Origin of the sequence: Streptomyces sp. R-74717 (assembly GCF_047305335.1) — a bacterium.
GTDB classification, from domain to species: Bacteria; Actinomycetota; Actinomycetes; order Streptomycetales; family Streptomycetaceae; genus Streptomyces; species Streptomyces atratus.
The window spans coordinates 9,464,895-9,479,088 of record NZ_CP102361.1 but is presented as its reverse complement, the minus strand read 5'-3'; the positions used below and the strand labels follow the sequence as shown (position 1 = coordinate 9,479,088).

15 protein-coding genes and 3 pseudogenes are annotated in these 14,194 nt (G+C 68.0%); 11 read left to right on the top strand and 7 right to left on the bottom strand.

From position 1 onward, the window contains the following. Nucleotides 1-9: 9 nt before the first annotated feature. Together NRF20_RS42850 and NRF20_RS42845 are read right to left on the bottom strand one after the other, a co-directional pair. Nucleotides 10-1,425 carry an FtsW/RodA/SpoVE family cell cycle protein gene (locus NRF20_RS42850; protein WP_398633893.1) on the bottom strand — a complete coding sequence of 472 codons (1,416 nt, stop codon included), beginning with the start codon at nucleotides 1,423-1,425 and terminating at the stop codon, nucleotides 10-12. A 380-nt stretch (nucleotides 1,426-1,805) separates the two neighbouring features. Further along, on the bottom strand, nucleotides 1,806-1,928 hold the full coding sequence (locus tag NRF20_RS42845) for a hypothetical protein (protein WP_398633894.1): 123 nt from the start codon (nucleotides 1,926-1,928) through the stop codon (nucleotides 1,806-1,808). Between the two features lie 323 nt (nucleotides 1,929-2,251). On the opposite strand from NRF20_RS42845, the gene NRF20_RS42840 reads away from it, so the two are divergent. Next, nucleotides 2,252-2,794 (top strand): hypothetical protein, encoded by a 543-nt coding sequence (locus tag NRF20_RS42840; RefSeq protein ID WP_398633895.1) that lies wholly within the window; start codon nucleotides 2,252-2,254, stop codon nucleotides 2,792-2,794. 96 nt (nucleotides 2,795-2,890) lie between these two features. On the opposite strand, the gene NRF20_RS42835 is transcribed toward NRF20_RS42840, so the two are convergent. After that, the gene (locus tag NRF20_RS42835; protein ID WP_398633896.1) at nucleotides 2,891-3,205 is read right to left on the bottom strand and encodes a hypothetical protein; all 315 of its coding nucleotides are present in this window, start codon (nucleotides 3,203-3,205) and stop codon (nucleotides 2,891-2,893) included. Between the two features lie 258 nt (nucleotides 3,206-3,463). Beyond that, the gene (locus NRF20_RS42830) at nucleotides 3,464-3,886 is read right to left on the bottom strand and encodes an arsenate reductase ArsC (RefSeq protein WP_398633897.1); all 423 of its coding nucleotides are present in this window, start codon (nucleotides 3,884-3,886) and stop codon (nucleotides 3,464-3,466) included. 94 nt (nucleotides 3,887-3,980) lie between these two features. Between NRF20_RS42830 and NRF20_RS42825 the strand changes: the two genes are divergently transcribed. The 5 genes and pseudogenes from NRF20_RS42825 to NRF20_RS42805 all read left to right on the top strand — a co-directional run bounded on the left by NRF20_RS42825 (nucleotide 3,981) and on the right by NRF20_RS42805 (nucleotide 6,394). Then, on the top strand, nucleotides 3,981-4,289 hold the full coding sequence (locus tag NRF20_RS42825) for a metalloregulator ArsR/SmtB family transcription factor (protein ID WP_329833260.1): 309 nt from the start codon (nucleotides 3,981-3,983) through the stop codon (nucleotides 4,287-4,289). Next, the gene (gene arsB / locus NRF20_RS42820; protein ID WP_398633898.1) at nucleotides 4,286-5,413 is read left to right on the top strand and encodes an ACR3 family arsenite efflux transporter; all 1,128 of its coding nucleotides are present in this window, start codon (nucleotides 4,286-4,288) and stop codon (nucleotides 5,411-5,413) included. The genes NRF20_RS42825 and arsB overlap by 4 nt, the downstream gene beginning before the upstream one ends. Further along, the gene (locus NRF20_RS42815; RefSeq protein ID WP_398633899.1) at nucleotides 5,413-5,643 is read left to right on the top strand and encodes a DUF2180 family protein; all 231 of its coding nucleotides are present in this window, start codon (nucleotides 5,413-5,415) and stop codon (nucleotides 5,641-5,643) included. The genes arsB and NRF20_RS42815 overlap by 1 nt, the downstream gene beginning before the upstream one ends. A 19-nt stretch (nucleotides 5,644-5,662) precedes the next feature. After that, nucleotides 5,663-5,909, top strand: a pseudogene (locus NRF20_RS42810) (pyridine nucleotide-disulfide oxidoreductase); the annotation flags it as partial. A 170-nt stretch (nucleotides 5,910-6,079) separates the two neighbouring features. Next, nucleotides 6,080-6,394, top strand: coding sequence for a hypothetical protein (locus tag NRF20_RS42805; RefSeq protein ID WP_398633900.1), 315 nt, complete (start codon nucleotides 6,080-6,082; stop codon nucleotides 6,392-6,394). A 197-nt stretch (nucleotides 6,395-6,591) separates the two neighbouring features. Here NRF20_RS42805 and NRF20_RS42800 read toward each other — a convergent pair whose 3' ends face one another. Beyond that, on the bottom strand, nucleotides 6,592-6,957 hold the full coding sequence (locus NRF20_RS42800; RefSeq protein WP_398633901.1) for an ArsR/SmtB family transcription factor: 366 nt from the start codon (nucleotides 6,955-6,957) through the stop codon (nucleotides 6,592-6,594). 104 nt (nucleotides 6,958-7,061) lie between these two features. On the opposite strand from NRF20_RS42800, the gene NRF20_RS42795 reads away from it, so the two are divergent. The 4 genes and pseudogenes from NRF20_RS42795 to NRF20_RS42780 form a co-directional block, all read left to right on the top strand. Next, nucleotides 7,062-8,456, top strand: coding sequence for an NAD(P)-binding domain-containing protein (locus tag NRF20_RS42795; RefSeq protein ID WP_398633902.1), 1,395 nt, complete (start codon nucleotides 7,062-7,064; stop codon nucleotides 8,454-8,456). Between the two features lie 57 nt (nucleotides 8,457-8,513). Then, entirely contained in the window at nucleotides 8,514-8,978 is a 465-nt protein-coding gene (locus NRF20_RS42790; RefSeq protein ID WP_398633903.1) for an ArsI/CadI family heavy metal resistance metalloenzyme, read from the top strand. Then, nucleotides 8,969-9,257 (top strand): annotated as a pseudogene (locus NRF20_RS42785) (MFS transporter); the annotation flags it as partial. The gene NRF20_RS42790 and the pseudogene NRF20_RS42785, both read left to right, overlap by 10 nt. Before the next feature lie 70 nt (nucleotides 9,258-9,327). Continuing rightward, a pseudogene (locus tag NRF20_RS42780) lies at nucleotides 9,328-10,230 on the top strand (FAD-dependent monooxygenase); the annotation flags it as partial. Nucleotides 10,231-10,363: 133 nt separating this feature from the next. Here NRF20_RS42780 and NRF20_RS42775 read toward each other — a convergent pair. Together NRF20_RS42775 and NRF20_RS42770 are read right to left on the bottom strand one after the other, a co-directional pair. Next, nucleotides 10,364-10,957, bottom strand: coding sequence for an isochorismatase family protein (locus tag NRF20_RS42775; protein WP_398633904.1), 594 nt, complete (start codon nucleotides 10,955-10,957; stop codon nucleotides 10,364-10,366). A gap of 414 nt (nucleotides 10,958-11,371) precedes the next feature. Next, nucleotides 11,372-11,545: a hypothetical protein gene (locus NRF20_RS42770; protein WP_413754295.1), complete on the bottom strand. Its 174-nt coding sequence runs from the start codon at nucleotides 11,543-11,545 to the stop codon at nucleotides 11,372-11,374. Nucleotides 11,546-12,849: 1,304 nt separating this feature from the next. Here NRF20_RS42770 and NRF20_RS42765 point away from each other — a divergent pair. Continuing rightward, nucleotides 12,850-13,929: a protein phosphatase 2C domain-containing protein gene (locus NRF20_RS42765; protein WP_398633905.1), complete on the top strand. Its 1,080-nt coding sequence runs from the start codon at nucleotides 12,850-12,852 to the stop codon at nucleotides 13,927-13,929. Nucleotides 13,930-14,194 lie beyond the last annotated feature (265 nt).

The following is a 14,194-nucleotide window of genomic DNA, read 5'->3' as shown; positions in this document are numbered from 1 at the left end:
GCGGCTTGTTCACGGGCGGACGACCTGGTCCATCTCGGGGTTGGGGGCGGGTGCCGGGCGGCGCGCGGTGTCGCTGATGCGGATCAGGATGCCGACCAAGGCCCAGTTGGCAATGACGGAGGAACCGCCGTACGCCAGGAACGGCATCGTCATACCGGTCAGCGGGATCAGGCCCATCACACCGCCGGCGACGACAAAAACCTGCAGCGCGAACGCGCCCGACAGGCCGATGGCGAGCAGTTTGCCGAACGGGTCGCGGGCGGCGAGGGCGGTGCGCACGCCACGCTCCACGATCAGGCCGTAGATCAGCAGGATCGCCATGATGCCTGTCAGGCCCAGTTCCTCGCCGAAGGTGGCGAGGACGAAGTCGGAGTTGGCGGCGAACCGGATGAGGTCGGAGCGGCCCTGGCCGAGGCCGGTGCCGAGGGTGCCGCCGGAACCGAACGCCCACAGCGCCTGCATCGACTGTTCGGAGTGGCCGGCCACGCCCTGGCGACTGAGGATGTACTCCTTCATCGGGTCGATCCAGGCCTGGACACGCTGCTGGACGTGCGATTCGAAGCCGGCGACACCGGCGGCGCCGGCCGCGGACATCAGCAGACCGAAGACGATCCAGCTGGTCCGCCTGGTGGCGACGTACAGCATGATGACGAACATTCCGAAGAACAGCAGCGATGTGCCGAGGTCGGTCTCGAAGACCAGGATCAGGATCGAGAGGAACCAGACGACCAGGATCGGGCCGAGGTCGCGGCCGCGCGGCAGGTACAGGCCCATGAAGCGGCGGCTGGCCAGAGCCAGTGCGTCGCGCTTGACCATCAGGTAGCCGGCGAAGAAGACCGCGAGCACGATCTTCGCGAACTCACCGGGCTGGATGCTGAAACTGCCGACGTGGATCCAGATCCTGGCGCCATATATGTTGGCGCCCAGGCCCGGGACCAGCGGGAGCAGCAGCAAGAACAGTGCACCCACCATGGAGATGTAGGTGTAGCGCTGCAGGACACGGTGGTCCTTGAGGAAGATCAGGACAACGATGAAGAGCGCAATGCCTATCGCCGTGTACATCAACTGCCGTGGCGCGGCCGTTCCCGCCTGCTTGATCGACTGCAGCAGCTTGGACTGGTCCAGCCGCCAGATGACGACCAGGCCGAGCCCGTTCAGGAGCGTGGCCAGCGGCAGCAGCAGCGGGTCCGCGTACGGCGCGAACTTCCGCACGACGAGATGGGCGACCCCGGCCAGCAAGCCCAGGCCCAGGCCGTAGCTCAGCAGGCCGGACGGCACCTGGTTGTTGATGGCCAGGCCCGCATTGGCATAGGCGAACACCGGGATCACGACGGCGAACACCAGCAGCGCGAGCTCGGTGTTGCGCCGGATCGGCGCGCCGATCGTGGATGTGTGGTGCGCCGACGTGTTCGTAGTCGTGCTCATTGTGCGACAGGGCCCCTCACGGCTTGCCTACTGCCTACCGCACAGCGAGCTGACCTTCTGCTCTTCCTCATAGAGGCCGGGACCGGGAGTGGGTGCGGTAGCGGTCTTGGACGGGGACGACAGCATCGAAGCCGACGGTGTCGACGGCGTTGTCGCCTTGGGTGTCGCCTAAGACGTAAAGGAAGTGTGCGTGGTTCCTGTGGTGCGGCCGGCCTTGTCCTTGACCCCGAATCTTGGACACCCGATCACCTACAGAGATTGTGCTCAATGCGGGACACAGATCGCAGCCTTCCTCGCTGTGACGCCGATCGGCGCGTACATCGCGTCGAGGACCCGACGGCGGCGCTCGGTCTCGTCCGCGCCGATCCAGAACCGTTCGTTCACCGGCCCCACGCGCCCCGGTACGCCTGGTGGGTGAAGTCGCCGTGGACGCAGGTCCCGCCGGCCGTCCCGTCCTCCATGAGTGTCATGCGGACGAACTTGACGCCGGTCCGGTCCTGCATGCGTCAGGTCAGGGTGAACTGCGCACACAGCGCGTGCGACATGACGTCGACGGGTGCCGACAGCGGGAGTTCGGCGGCCTTCACGTCGTAGCCGGAGAGCTCGCCGCGCATGGTCGAGCCGTCGCCCCACCGGCGGCCGTGGTGGATGCCTGGAGCGCCACGCCGATTGGGCGCGGCGCCGGGGCGCGAGGCGAATCTCGGTTCGGACCAGCCCGCCCCGCTGTTCGTGCCGGCGTGCTGCCTCAGCAGGGTCGACCGTACGCCACAGGCCGCCAGTCACCGCACGAATCCGCGGAGACGTGCGACCAGGTTTCGATGAGGACATGCAGTGCGGCCCGACGGGATTCGGGATCGGTAAGGCGGGTGGAGGCGAGAAGTACAGCAAGTTCGTCGTCGGGCTGGAGGAGGTCGTTTCCGGGCATGACGACGCGTTGCAGGGCCTGGACACCGGCCGCCCGCTGATATCCGCAGCATGGTCGGCCAGTACAGTCGCCATCATGGCAACACCTGTGCTGCGGGCGATTGAGTGGGACGGGACGGCATGGGACGACCCGTCCGAGGAACAGCTGCACGATCTGCTGGCTGATATGAGCCTGACCTGGCGTTTTGTCGTTGTCCAGCGGCTCGATATCGAACCTGTCGGCCAGCACTACATGCAGGTCTATCTCAACGACGACTTGAGCTACCAGGTTGAATACCAAGAGGGTGGCCCAGACAGGCACTTCCAGGCCCACGTGCCGCGCGAGCACGGGGTGTTTGCCGTGGAGCCTGTTGCCGAGGTGCTTCAGGGCTGGGCATTTGAGCGGCCGGGCTGGCGTGAAGCTCTTTCCTGGGCTCCTTGGCCACCCGTGGAACCTCCGCGATGAACCTCATGCGGGCTCGATGGGCGCCACGCGGGCTCTCACAGCCACTCCTTGAACGCTGCGATGGCCACGGTGGCTTCGTAGCGCACAGCACGTTTGTCATCGCGTCGCAACGGCCCGATGCCTCTTGAGGCGGTTGATCCCGCATTCGACAGCGTGGCGTTCGCGGTAGTCGGTCTTGTCGAACTTGGGCGGCCTGCCGTCGCGGGTGCCGCGCTTCTTTCGGTTGCGGATCTGATCGGTCTTCTCGGGAATAATGCAGGAGATCTCGCGTCTGCACAGGTAGGACGGTTTGCGCGGGAGCCGTACGCCCTCCTTGCGGGGCTTGGTACGCGGGCGTCCGGGACCGATGCGCGGGACGCTGACGCGGTCGAGGACAGTCTGTCTGATCCCGACGTCCCACGCGGTGATCACCGCAGGGCTTGGGACCGGGAGGCCGCGGCCGTCAACCAGTTCTGTCTGTGGGCCTTCGAGCAGGATCTCTTGCGGGCGAATCCGATCAGGCAGCGCTCCGCTGCGCCAACGTCCTGGACCGGCCGCATGTCCCGGCTTGTGCCGGCGGAGGCGTCTCGGGTCGGCCCGCGGCGAGAGGTGAAGTGGCTACCGCCGCTCTCATACCGCCTGTGAGGGCGGCGGGGCCGGAGCCGATGATGACGACATCGCGTATCCCGCTCACGCCTTGGCCTCCGGGGCGATCTCTGCGATGAGGCCCTCGACGAGGTTCTTGATCTCGTCGCGGATGGGGCGGACGGCTTCGACACCCTGGCCTGCCGGATCGTCGAGGTTCCAGTCGAGGTAGCGCTTGCCGGGAAAGACGGGGCAGGCGTCGCCGCAGCCCATGGTGATGCACACGTCGGACTCGCGGACGGCGTCGATCGTGAGGATCTTCGGGGTCTCGGCGGAGATGTCGATGCCGACCTCGGCCATCGCCTCGACAGCCGCCGGGTTCACGGCGTCGCCGGGATTCGAGCCGGCGGAGCAAACCTCGACGCGGTCCCCGGCCAGGTGGGTCAGCCAGGCAGCGGCCATCTGGGAGCGGCCGGCGTTGTGGACGCAGACGAACAGGACGGACGGCTTGCCGGAAGACTCGGCCATATTGATCGTTCTCTCTCGTCGCATGGCGGGACCAGCCGCCAACGCCTGCAGCCCGCACTGATATCAGCAGCTAGTGATGTGAAAGTATCAGTACATGCTGACTTCAGTCGATCCTGATCTGATCCGGGTGCTGGGCGATCCGCTCCGCCTCCAGATCGTGACCCTGCTTGCCCGCGAGACGCTCTGTACGACGCACCTGGTCGAGGAGACCGGCGCGAAGCAGACCAACCTCTCCAACCACCTGAAGGTACTGCGCGAGGCCGGTGTGGTGGAAACCGAGCCGTGCGGCCGCTTCACCTACTACAAGCTGCGTCCCGAGGTCCTGGCCGGCCTCTCCGAGCAGTTCGCCGCGCTGGCCGAGTCCGCCCGCAGCGCCGCCGAGAACAAGAGGGCCTGCCCGTGACCACCGCGCGCACCACGACGGCCCCCGCTGCCGACCGGGCCGCGGGCCGGGACGACTCGATCGTCAAGAAGCTCTCCACCCTCGATCGCTATCTCGCGGTGTGGATCCTGTTCGCCATGGCCGTCGGCCTGGGCCTGGGGCGGCTGATCCCGGGGATGAACGACGCACTGGCGAAGATCGAGGTAGGCGGGATCTCCCTGCCCATCGCGCTCGGTCTGCTCGTCATGATGTACCCGGTGCTGGCCAAGGTCCGCTACGACAGGCTCGACACCGTGACCGGCGACAAGAAGCTGATGGTGTCCTCGCTGGTCATCAACTGGATCATCGGCCCCGCGGTCATGTTCGCCCTGGCGTGGACCTTCCTGCCGGACCTGCCCGAGTATCGCACCGGCCTGATCATCGTCGGCCTGGCGCGCTGCATCGCCATGGTCATCATCTGGAACGACCTCGCGTGCGGCGACCGGGAAGCCGCCGCCGTCCTCGTGGCGCTGAACTCCGTGTTCCAGGTCATCGCGTTCGGCCTGCTGGGCTGGTTCTATCTCGACCTGCTGCCGCGCTGGCTGAACCTCGGCGACGGCCAGGGCCTGAACGTCTCGGTGTGGCACATCGCCCTCAACGTCATCGTGTTCCTCGGCATCCCGCTGCTGGCCGGGTTCCTCACCCGCCGCATCGGCGAGCAGAAGATGGGCCGCGAAGGCTACGAGCAGCGCTTCCTGCCGAAGATCGGCCCCTGGGCGCTGTACGGGCTGCTCTTCACGATCCTGATCCTGTTCGCCCTGCAGGGGAAGACGATCACCTCCCAGCCGCTGGATGTCGCACGGATCGCGCTGCCGCTGCTCGTCTACTTCGCGATCATGTTCTTCGGGACCTTCCTCCTCGGCAAGGCCCTGGGGCTGGCCTACGACCGCACGGCGACGCTGGCGTTCACGGCCGCGGGCAACAACTTCGAACTCGCCATCGCGGTCGCCATCGCCACCTTCGGCGTCACCTCCGGGCAGGCTCTCTCCGGTGTCGTCGGCCCGCTCATCGAGGTGCCCGTCCTGATCGGACTCGTGTACGTAGCGCTCGCCTGGCGCAGGAAGTTCATGCCCACGGAACTCACCACTTCGGGCAGGGACAGCTGATGCACTGCCTCGAGTGCCGCACTGCGGGAACGAACAGCCCCACCGTCGGCGTATGCCAGAGCTGCGGCGCCGGGGTCTGCGCGGCGCATGCCCGTATCGCGACCCGGAGCGTGCGTCGGGGCAGCCTGATCGGAACCCCCGGCGAGGCCCAAGCGCGGACGGTGCTGTGCCCGGTGTGTGCCGCAGCCGAGGCGCCCACCGCAGCGGCTCCGACCCAGCGACCGGGGTGAGCGACGTTGTGCTGATCGCGGCGGGCAGGCCGAGCTCGCCCCCGGGTACTACCTGCGCCGCAAGAAGCTGGACTTCGTGATCCTCGACGCGCAGAGCACGCCCGACGGGGCCTGGCGGCACGCCTGGGACTCTCTGCGCCTGTTCTCCCCGGCCACGCTCCTCACCGCCCGGCCGCGTCATGCCCGCCCAGCCGGGCCAGGAGTACCCGGACGCCGGGCACGTGGTGGAGCACCTGACCGACTACGAGCGGCGCTCCAACCTGCCTCGCCACCCACGGCACCCGCGCGGTCGGTGAACCGCGGCTGCATCTGCTCGGCTACGGCGACTGGACGGGGCCGAGTTCCGCGACCCTCATCGGCGTGGGGCGCCCTGCCCGTGATGCCGTCCGTCAAATCACCGAACTCCTGGCCTGAGTTGCTGCGGCATCCTGGAGGCATGCGGATCGAAGTCGTAGTCGTAAAGGAATGCCCGAACGAACAGCTGGCCGTCGGACGGTTGTGGCAGGCGCTGGAGGCGGCCGGGCTGCACAACGTCGATGTCGTCACCCGGGTGGTCACCGACCAGACCGAGGCCGAACGCATCGGTTTCACCGGTTCCCCGACTGTCCTCATTGACGGAGAAGACCCGTTCGCAGAAGCCGGACGAACGCAGGGGATGGCTTGCCGTCTCTACCGCACACCCGAGGGCTTGGACGGCGCCCCCAGCATCGGCCAGCTGCACCAGGCGCTCGCGACCGCCTTTCCATCATGAATCCTGATCCCGGCTCACCCCGATGAGATCGGCAGCTGCGTCGTGGTGGCCCGGCCGTCTCCCGCAAAGAGGGCAAGCAGGTCTTCTACCGGGCCGACGGTGTCACCATGGCCGAGCGTGTCTCCTCACTCCGGGCCTACCTGGCGCACTGCCGCCCGCGTGACTGCACCGGCTGACCTGCCGGCGCGGGCCATCGATCAGGAGCGCAGGTCGAGCATGGCAGACATGGCCGCCACGACGGACGGGGCGACCTGGTAGTAGACCCAGGTCCCGCGCCGCTCCGAAGTCAGGAGGCCGGCCTCGCGCAGCTTCTTCAGGTGGTGGGAGACGGTCGGCTGGGAGACGCCGACGTCGGAGATGTCGCATACACACGCCTCGCCGCCCGCATGCGAGGCGACCTTGGAGAACAGGCGAAGCCGCACCGAATCCGACAGTGCCTTGAACATCAGGGCCATCTTCTCCGCGTCGCCCTGCGACAGCTCCCCGGCGGTGATCGGCGGGCAGCACGGCACCACAGTCCCCGCATCCAGGACCGACAGCTCCACCAACTCCGACTTCGACATGTGTCTATGTTGACACTCATCGATACCGAGTGGCAAGCTCCAGACATCGACAGCGATCGAAACAGCGGCCGGGCAGGTCGCTCACTTCGGAGGACATCACCGCCATGATCACCACCGCAGACCTTCCAGTTGTCGTCATCGGCGCCGGCCCCGCCGGGCTGGCCGCCGCCGCCCACCTGGTCGAGCGCCGCATCGAGCCGCTGGTCCTGGAGGCCGGGCCGACCGCCGCCTCCGCGGTTCGTGACTGGTCGCATGTGCGGCTGTTCTCCACCTGGGGAGAGGTCACCGACCCAGCCGCCGAGAAGCTCCTGGCGCCGACCGGCTGGACCAAGCCCGATGCGGCCACCTATCCGTCCGGCGGGGACTGGGCCGAGCAGTACCTCCAGCCGCTGGCCGACGTCCTGGGCGACCGCGTCCGTTACAACGCCACCGTCACCGGGGTCTCCCGCACCGGCCGCGACCGTATCGTCGATGCCGACCGCGAAGCCCAGCCCTTCGTCCTCCACCTCACCACCCCCGACGGCGAGGAGCGTGTCTTCGCCCGCGCGGTCATCGACGCCTCCGGCACCTGGACCACCCCGAGCCCGGCCGGGGCCAGTGGCCTGCCCGCTCTCGGTGAAAAGACGGCGGCCGACCGCATCACCTACCGCGTCCCCGATCTGAAGGACCCGGCCGTCCGCGCCCGCTACGCCGGCAAGCGCACCGCCGTCATCGGCTCCGGCGCCTCCGCCTTCACCGCCCTCGCTTCCCTCGCCGACGTCGCGAAGGACGAGCCCGGCACGCACGCGGTGTGGATCCTGCGTCGCGGCATCAGCGGTTCCACCTTCGGCGGCGGCACCGCCGACCAGCTCCCCGCCCGTGGCGCCCTCGGCCTGGCCGCCAAGGCCGCCGTCGACAATGGCCACGCCGACGCGGTCACCGGCTTCCGAACCGAGGCCATCGAACGTGACGACAACGGCTGCCTGATCCTGGTCGGCGAGGACAGCCGCCGTCTGGACCTGGTGGATGAGGTCATCGTGTTGACCGGCTTCCGCCCCGACCTGTCGTTCCTCTCCGAGATCCGGCTCGGCCTCGACGAGCGCCTCCAGGCCCCCACCGAGCTCGCCCCGCTCATCGACCCCAACCAGCACTCCTGCGGCACCGTCTACCCCCACGGCCACCGCGAGCTCTCCCACCCCGAACCCGGCGTCTACCTGGTCGGCATGAAGTCCTACGGCCGCGCCCCCACGTTCCTGGCCATGACCGGCTACGAGCAGGTCCGCTCCGTCACCGCGGCCATCGCCGGTGACACCGAATCCGCCGACCGCGTCGAACTCACGCTCCCCGAGACCGGAGTCTGCGGCGGCGCCGGACTCTTCGACGACCCGGCAGCCGGCCAGGCCGACAGCGGAGGCTGCTGTGCCGCTCCGGAGCCCGCTCTCGTACAGATCGGCGTCGACACCCCTTTGCTGGTTGCAGCCACTGAGGACACGTCGTCCGGCGGCTGCTGCTCGGCCTGAACCCCGGCGTCCCGGCCAACAGCCTGGGCGCTACCACCCTGCGTCAGGAGGATTGTCATGTCCCGAGTACAGCTCGCCCTGCGCGTCCCCGACCTTCCCGCCTCGATCGCCTTCTACAGCAAGCTCTTCGGCACCGAGCCAGCGAAACTGCGCGACGGCTACGCCAACTTCGCCATCGCCGACCCGCCGCTCAAGCTCGTCCTCGTCCAGGGCACGCCGGACGTGGACACACGTATGGACCACCTCGGCGTCGAAGTCGAAACCACCGAAGCTGTCCACGCCACCACCCGCCTCGCGGATCAGGGTCTTGCGACCGACGTCGAGAACGACACCACCTGCTGTTACGCCCTCCAGGACAAGGTCTGGGTCCACGGCCCTGGCCAGGAACCGTGGGAGGTGTACGTCGTCAAGGCCGACGCCGACTCGATGGCCGAACAGAGGGGCAGCGCCTGCTGCGCGGACCCGGCCGTCGCCGAAACAGGCCCTGGTGCGGCGGTCGCGGCCGGTGGCTGCTGCCCGTAACCGAGGTCGACGCCTGCGGGGCCGCGACCGGAACAGGGGACCGGTCGCGGCCCCGCGCAGTACTCCCGGCCCTGTGCATCACGCAGATCACCAGCTGGGGAATCGTCCACTACGCCTTCCCCCACGCTCAACCCGGCCATCACCGCCGACACCGGATGGCGCACAGGGGCCACAACGGCCGCGTTCTCCGCCGCCCTGCTCATCTCCGCCTTCGCCGGGATCCGGGTCGGCCGGATCATCGACCGTCGGGGCCCGCGCACCGTCATGACCGCGGGCTCCGACAGCTGCTGCCCGCGCGTCGACATAATGACCGTGTGACCACTTTCCCGCATCCCGATTTCCCTGCTCCACAACATGTTCCGGGTTCCGGTTCGACGGTCAGCAGCACCGCCTTCCGTACAGAAAACTGACGGGACGTCACCACTTTTTCTACGTGACGGATCTGGTGCGTGAGTACGCAGACGTGCGCGGCGGGGACATCCGGTTTGCTGTCCAGGACGTGCGGGTGCAAGACGTGGAAACAGGACCGGTCCTCGGTTGCGTACACCTGCCCCCAAACAGGTCAACGACAGCTGTTTCATTGCGATTTCGCCGCAGGGTGCGACGGGGCACGCGGGGTGACGCGGAGCGCGCTTCCCGCCGGCCGGGTACGTATCGCGCGGCATGACTACGGCATGGCCTGGCTGGTGTTGCTGGCCGAGGCGCCGCCGCCCTCCGATTGCGTTCTGTCCGGGATCCATCCGAATGGCTTTGCCGGACAGATGCCCCGCAGCTCCGAGGTGACCCGCTACTACCTCCAGTGCCCGCCGGGTGATGACCCGGCGAACCGGCCACACGACCGGGTCCGGGCGCAGCTGCAGCAACGGCTCGCAGCGGCGGGAGCCGAGCCGTTGACGGAGGGGCGGCTGTTCCTCGCAGGCGACGCGGCCCACCCCATCGCGCCGATCGCGGCCAAGGGCATGAACCTCGCCCTGCACGACGCCTTCCTGCTCGGCGACAGGCTCGTTGCCCACCTCGCGCAGGAAGCAGGAAGCGGCAGCGCTCTCGAGGGCTACTCGGGAGATTGTCTGCGCCGCGTATGGGACTATCAGGAATTCTCGCAGTGGCTGTCCGAGGTCTATCACGGGACGGCTGCCGGGGATCAGTTCCGCGCGAGCACGACGCCCTCGCCCGGCTGCGGCGCCTGTTCACCTCGCCGGCTGCCGCTGCCGCCTTCGCCGAGCAGTACCTCGGCGCAGCTGAGCGCTATTGACCTGTCGGCCTGGCCGCGACGTGACATGCGTTGCGTCGTGAGGCGGAGGATCGGATCACCTGATCAAGTGAACGTGGCCTCCGCCGGGCCGGCGGGACACCGGTGCAACTCATGCCTCGCACCGGCGCCAGGACTATTCCGGAACCGGCGCCTCACCGGATACTGCAATTCCTGCCTTGCGGAAGTCTTTCAGCGCGGCAGCTGTTGTGTGCGGGGCGACGCCGACCGAGTAGTCGAGACGTACCCGTGCGCGAAATCCTGCCGCGACGGCATCCAGCGCGGTCGCACGCACGCAGTGATCCGTCGCGATGCCCACCACGTCGACGTCCTCGACCCCACGGGCACGCAGCCAGTCCGCGAGGGAGGTTCCCTCCGCGTCCGCGCCTTCGAATCCGCTCTTGGAGGCAGAGTGGGCGCCCTTGAAGAAGACGGCGTGCACCTTGCCGTCCGTGACGACGGGTGCGAAGTGGGGATGGAATTCAGCGCCTTCGTTCCCTGCCACGCAGTGGACGGGGAAGCTGTCCTGGAAGTCCGGGGTCTCGGAGAAATGGCTGCCCGGATCGATGTGATGATCCCGGGTGGCCACAACGTACTGGTAATCACGGCCTGCGCTCCGGTCGACCAGGTCGGCGATCGCCGAGGCGACCCGCGCGCCTCCCGCGACGGGAACGCTACCTCCTTCGCAGAAGTCGTTCTGCACATCCACCACGATCAGCCCTCGGCTCATCACAGACACCTTTCAGAATTGTGGAACACAGGAAGGAACCGCTTCGGAAACCTGATTCGGCACGAGCCACGGGCACCCGATGAGGCCGGGCACCCCAGGGCGGGATCTTGCGCTGCGCGGCCGGGGTGCAGGAGACGACGGTGTCTGCGCACGGTCCGTCGGCAATGACGCTCAGCGTCTGAAGCTCCGCCTCATGGACGGCCAGCTGCCGGCGCCGCTTCGTCACCGCCCACTCCCCCACATACCGACGACGAGAGAGCCCCGATTCCGCATACCAGGTTCCTGATCATTCCCCGGGTATACCGGTCGCCGCCTGCCTCTTGGGCGGAGCGCGGCCTGCGGTCATCCGTACGGCCGACAAGGTTCACCACACGAACGATTCGCGGGGCGCAGCTGCGGGCTCGACGCCACGTGTCAAGAACGTCTCTCTGTTCCTTTGTAGGGAGTCCGAGCCTTCCAGCCGTTCTCCGCCGTGACCAGCACCCGCCGGCCGGAGAGCCTGCTGTCGGCGGCCATGCCGAGCAGGGCCCTTGTGATGTTCGTGTACGAGAGGGTGGGCCGGTCGGGTACCCCGGCGACGACGGACATTCAACTCCTACGGCGTCCGCATCAACCACCGCACCTACGACAGCGCGGAGTTGAACCGTTCCTGGGCAGTGAGCAGGAGTGAGTCCTGTCTCACCGGCACGCCCCGAACGGTGTTGGGCGCACCGGTCCTCCGCTTTCACGTCCTGGGCGGCGACGCATATCACGTATGCGGTCCGTCCCAGGTGGGCGGAATCCCTACGACCTGGCCATGTGGGCGTGGCCAGAGGCGACGGGGAGGCCCCGAACCATCACTCCGGTGATACGGCGGCCCCGACTGCTGACACCACACCCGGCGTCCCAGATCGCGCCACACACGTCACACACCCAGTCAGACACACCCACAGACCGGAACACCGTTCACTCAATCGTGCCCATGTTCGCCAAAACAAGGTACTGGACCAGCAGTTGTGAACCCCTTCCGCCGTCAGCGCTCCGGCGCGGGAAACGACGGCCGGGGCTGGGACGTGCCTACGACCCCTACGAGATCTCTCGCGTCCGGGTACGCAACCACCGCCAGTGCGGTTGGATCACCGCGATCCGGCGCCACCTTCGCACCGCACCGATACCCATGGGCGAGCTGGCCAGGGACCACGCTCGCCGCATCCTCGCCGCGCGCGGCTCGGATCAGGTCACTGGGGGAAGAGATCGCCCAGGCCGCCGTCGCCCTGCTGGACCGGGCCACCGACGGGCCGGACAGTCCACCAATCGCGCCCGGGCCGCACCGGGCCGGCGGATCGCGTTCTTCGCACCCGCCCACCACCATCACGTCTGTCTGCGTCACGGCCTACGGATCGGCAAGGCGGCACACCGTCGGCAAGATCAAGTCGACCTGACACAGTTGCCGGGAACCATCCGCGCTCAGCGCTGGCACCGCCGACTACTGCGCCGCTACGGAGACGACTTGATCACCTACTGCCTTCACGCCGCCAGGGGGTTCTGGCAGACGCTCGCCGCCCGGTACTTCTCCCATGGCCACGGCGAATTCGGCTGTACGCAATGGCATATCCCGGCATGGTCGCCGCCATGTCCCTCGCGGTGATGCCCTCCTGGCCCTCGGTCGCGGCCGACAGCGGTCACCACGACGAATTCGGTCATAGCCTCGCGGCAACGCCACCTGCCCGTCGGCACCCCTCCCCGGGCCGGCCCCGCCCTCGTCGGCCTCGGTCAAAAATGCGCCACGGTAATGCACCGCATCGACCGCTGCACGGAAGAGCAGTCAGTGCCCCGACAGTTGACCTTCACCTTGGGGGAACCCACAGCATCGGTGGGGCCGGGCGATGTGCTCGGCATGAGGAGGAGCAAGCATGGGGTTGCTGACCATCGGGACGTTCGCGAAGGCGGCCCGCCTGTCACCGAAGGCGCTGCGTCTCTACGACGAGCTCGGCCTGCTGACCCCCGCTCGCGTCGACCCAGTGACCGGCTATCGCCTCTACGCACCGGAACAAGTGGACCAGGCCCGGCTGGTCGCCTGGCTCCGACGTCTGGGAATGCCCCTGGCCCGCATCCAGCACGTCTGCTCGCTGGAGGCGGGCCCGGCCGCACAGGAGATCCGCGCGTTCTGGGCCCAGGTCGAGGCCGACACCGCCGCACGGCGGGGCCTGGCCACCTTCCTCATCGACCACCTGTCCTGGAAGGACCCTGCCATGTCCCCGACCGCCAAGCCCCTCGGAATCCGTTACGCCGCCCTGTCCGACACGGGCCTCGTCCGAGAGAGCAACCAGGACACCGCCTACGCCGGAACCCGCCTGCTCGCCATCGCCGACGGCTACGGCAGCGGAGGAGCCCCCGCAAGCGCGGCCGCCGTCGACGCGCTCAAGCACCTCGAAACGGACACCATCCCGGCGGGCAATCTCCTCAACGTCCTCGAAGACGCCGTCGAACAGGCCAAGCAGGCTGTGGACAGCGTCGCCGGGACCGGCTCTTCACCCGAAGAAGTCGGCACGACACTCACTGCGATGCTCTGGACCGGATCGCAGCTGGCTCTCGTCCACATCGGCGACTCCCGCGTCTATCTCCTGCGCGACGGAGAGCTGTTCCAGATCACGCACGACCACACCATGGTGCAGTCGATGGTCGACGAAGGACGCCTCACCCCGGAGGAAGCCGTCTCCCATCCCCAGCGGTCGCTGTTGATACGAGCCCTGGGTCGAGGAGCCGTTGCCATCCCCGACATGCGCCTTCACGACGCCCGGCAGGGAGACCGATACCTGCTCTGCTCCGACGGTCTGTCGACCATCGTGCCGACCGAAGAAATCCAAAGGGTGCTCTCCGAAGGCAGGGAGCCCGAGCAGGCCGTCCGCGAACTCATCGCCCTCGCCAACGGCTCCGGCGGCCCCGACAACGTCAGCTGCGTGGTCGCCGACGTCACGGGGTTCCAGCAGTAGGAGCGAACGGCATGCACTTCGAGTTGCACCGGATCCGCTCTCAGGAACTCATCCGTGAAGCCGGCGAATGCCGACTCGCCCGACAAGTCACGAGAGCCAAGTCGGCTCCCCGAGCCATGGCAGCCAGCACACCGCGACCGGCTCCGCGGCGCCTGCCGGCTTGGCTCCGCGGGTAGACGACCGCGCTGCCTGCGGTTGTCCGGGACACCAACCGCCGGCCCGTCCCGCACAACCGCAGGTCAGAGCCTCACCCTGCCCACAGTCC

Coding starts and splice junctions, on each gene's coding strand:
- NRF20_RS42850 (WP_398633893.1), bottom strand. CDS start 1,425: ATGAGCACGACTACGAACACGTCGGCGCACCACACATCCACGATCGGC.
- NRF20_RS42845 (WP_398633894.1), bottom strand. CDS start 1,928: ATGCAGGACCGGACCGGCGTCAAGTTCGTCCGCATGACACTCATGGAG.
- NRF20_RS42840 (WP_398633895.1), top strand. CDS start 2,252: ATGCAGTGCGGCCCGACGGGATTCGGGATCGGTAAGGCGGGTGGAGGC.
- NRF20_RS42830 (WP_398633897.1), bottom strand. CDS start 3,886: ATGGCCGAGTCTTCCGGCAAGCCGTCCGTCCTGTTCGTCTGCGTCCAC.
- NRF20_RS42825 (WP_329833260.1), top strand. CDS start 3,981: ATGCTGACTTCAGTCGATCCTGATCTGATCCGGGTGCTGGGCGATCCG.
- NRF20_RS42815 (WP_398633899.1), top strand. CDS start 5,413: ATGCACTGCCTCGAGTGCCGCACTGCGGGAACGAACAGCCCCACCGTC.
- NRF20_RS42805 (WP_398633900.1), top strand. CDS start 6,080: ATGCGGATCGAAGTCGTAGTCGTAAAGGAATGCCCGAACGAACAGCTG.
- NRF20_RS42800 (WP_398633901.1), bottom strand. CDS start 6,957: ATGTCGAAGTCGGAGTTGGTGGAGCTGTCGGTCCTGGATGCGGGGACT.
- NRF20_RS42795 (WP_398633902.1), top strand. CDS start 7,062: ATGATCACCACCGCAGACCTTCCAGTTGTCGTCATCGGCGCCGGCCCC.
- NRF20_RS42790 (WP_398633903.1), top strand. CDS start 8,514: ATGTCCCGAGTACAGCTCGCCCTGCGCGTCCCCGACCTTCCCGCCTCG.
- NRF20_RS42775 (WP_398633904.1), bottom strand. CDS start 10,957: ATGAGCCGAGGGCTGATCGTGGTGGATGTGCAGAACGACTTCTGCGAA.
- NRF20_RS42770 (WP_413754295.1), bottom strand. CDS start 11,545: ATGTCCGTCGTCGCCGGGGTACCCGACCGGCCCACCCTCTCGTACACG.
- NRF20_RS42765 (WP_398633905.1), top strand. CDS start 12,850: ATGGGGTTGCTGACCATCGGGACGTTCGCGAAGGCGGCCCGCCTGTCA.